Source organism: Microbacterium sp. Bi128 (assembly GCF_918698205.1).
The window spans coordinates 1-2080 of sequence record NZ_CAKKMM010000905.1 but is presented as its reverse complement, the minus strand read 5'-3'; the positions used below and the strand labels follow the sequence as shown (position 1 = coordinate 2080).

General features: G+C 64.8%; 2 protein-coding genes and 1 pseudogene. 1 reads left to right on the top strand and 2 read right to left on the bottom strand.

From position 1 onward, the window contains the following. Window positions 1-226: pseudogene (locus LQV45_RS27850) on the top strand (alpha/beta hydrolase); the annotation flags it as partial. A 151-nt stretch (window positions 227-377) separates the two neighbouring features. Here LQV45_RS27850 and LQV45_RS27845 read toward each other — a convergent pair. Together LQV45_RS27845 and LQV45_RS27840 are read right to left on the bottom strand one after the other, a co-directional pair. Beyond that, window positions 378-1406 (bottom strand): TerC family protein, encoded by a 1029-nt coding sequence (locus tag LQV45_RS27845; RefSeq protein ID WP_028276830.1) that lies wholly within the window; start codon window positions 1404-1406, stop codon window positions 378-380. Window positions 1407-1569: 163 nt separating this feature from the next. After that, window positions 1570-2080, bottom strand: a 511-nt coding sequence (locus LQV45_RS27840) for a UvrB/UvrC motif-containing protein (protein ID WP_230010121.1), incomplete at its 5' end; no start/stop codon positions are given.

Genomic DNA, 2080 nt, shown 5'->3' with positions numbered 1-2080 from the left:
ACCCCTCTACGACCCGGAGCGACTGGCGCTGAACACCGTGCCCGTCGCCGCGGCCGTCTACACCGACGACATCTACGTGGACCGGGAGCTGTCCCTGGAGACGGCGGCCGCGGTCCGGGGCCTGCAGGTCTGGGAAACCGGCGACTTCCACCACGACGGCATCGCGGACGACGGCGAGGCGATCTTCGGGCGCCTGCTGGGGATGGCACGTTCCGCCCGACGGTGACCCGGGCGCGGCCAGGCACGGGCCCGGGCCGATGGCGCCCGGCTTAGCAGGTACTGCTTAAACAGGTACGGCGCCGGACCCGTGAGGGTCCAGCGCCGTACTGCTATGTGCCGCGAGGTGTGTCCTGCACTCTCACCCCGGCGGTTTGGTACTAGTCGACGTCGCTCAGGCTCTTGCGGGAGTCCTCTTCCAACCGGGCATCCAGCTTCGACTTGGACGCCTTGGAGCTCATGAGGCTGGCGACCACCGCGACGACGATGGTGCCGATGATCACACCGAGCGAGACGTAGGTGGGGATCTCGGGGGCCCATTCGATGTGCTGGCCGCCGTTGATAAAGGGCAGCTCGTTGACGTGCATGGCGTGCAGGACCAGCTTCACACCGATGAACGCCAGGATCACGGACAGGGCGTGCTTGAGGTAGATGAGCCGGTTCATGAGGCCGCCGAGCAGGAAGTACAGCTGGCGCAGCCCCATGAGGGCAAAGATGTTGGCGGTGAAGACGATGAAGGCGCTCTGGGTGAGGCCGAAAATGGCCGGAATGGAGTCGACAGCGAAGAGCAGGTCCGTCATGCCGATGGTCACGAAGACGATCAGCATCGGGGTGAACACCTTCTTGCCGTCAACGACGGTGCGGAGCTTGCCGCCGTCGAACTTCTCGGACATCGGCAGGACCCGGCGGATCCGGGCGATCAGCGGGTTTTCCTTGTCTTCCTCGTCCTCGCCCTCGTCCTGGGCCTGCTTCCAGGCGGTCCAGAGCAGGAAGGCGCCGAAGATGTAGAAGACCCAGCTGAACTGCTCGATCACGATCGCGCCGAGCATGATGAAGATGCCGCGGAGGATCAGGGCGATGATGATGCCCACCATGAGCACTTCCTGCTGATACTTTCTCGGTACCGAGAAGCGCGCCATGATGATGATGAAGACGAACAGGTTGTCGATGCTCAGGCTGTATTCGGTCACCCAGCCGGCGATGAACTGGCCGCCGAATTCCGGGCCGGTGAAGGCGAACATGGCGCCGGCGAAGACCAGGGCCAGGGCCACGTAGAACGCGACCCACAGTCCGGCTTCTTTCATGGAGGGCTCATGCGGGCGTTTGAGGACCATCAGCAGGTCGATGGCCAGAATGACGCCGAGGACGACAAACGAGCCGATCTCGAACCACAGGGGAAGCTCGGGCACGGGGGAAATACCTTTCGTAGGGTACAGCTCAGCGGTGTAAGTCTCTCCGACCGCCGGCGCATGACGCTGCCTGGCTGCCCGCTACGCCCGGCGCGGCATCGTAGCCGTGCGTGTTGACGATCGTAGCGTTTGGGATACTCCCCTACGTTTGACCGAGTTTACCCTAGGCGTGCCCCGCGGATTGCATTTGCCGCAGTTCCTTCTTCAAATCCCCCACCTCGTCGCGCAGCCGGGCGGCCAGTTCGAACTGCAGCTCCCCGGCTGCGGCGTGCATCTGTTCGGTCAGCTGTTCAATCAGCCCGACGAGGTCCTCGGCCGGCGCGGCGGCGAGCCCGTCCGCACGGATGAGCGAGGTGCCCTTGCCCTTGCCGCGGTTCTTCCCGGCCGCGGCCAGCAGCTCGCGGGTGTCCGCGTCTTCCTTGGCCAGCTGGTCGGTGATGTCCGCGATCTTCTTCCGGAGCGGCTGGGGATCGATCCCGTTCTCCGTGTTGTAGGCCACCTGGATGGCGCGGCGGCGGTTGGTCTCGTCGATGGCATGGGCCATCGAATCGGTGATCCGGTCCGCGTACATGTGCACCTGGCCGGAGACGTTTCGGGCGGCACGCCCGATGGTCTGGATCAGGGACGTCGAGGAGCGCAGGAAGCCTTCCTTGTCCGCGTCCAGGATGCTGACC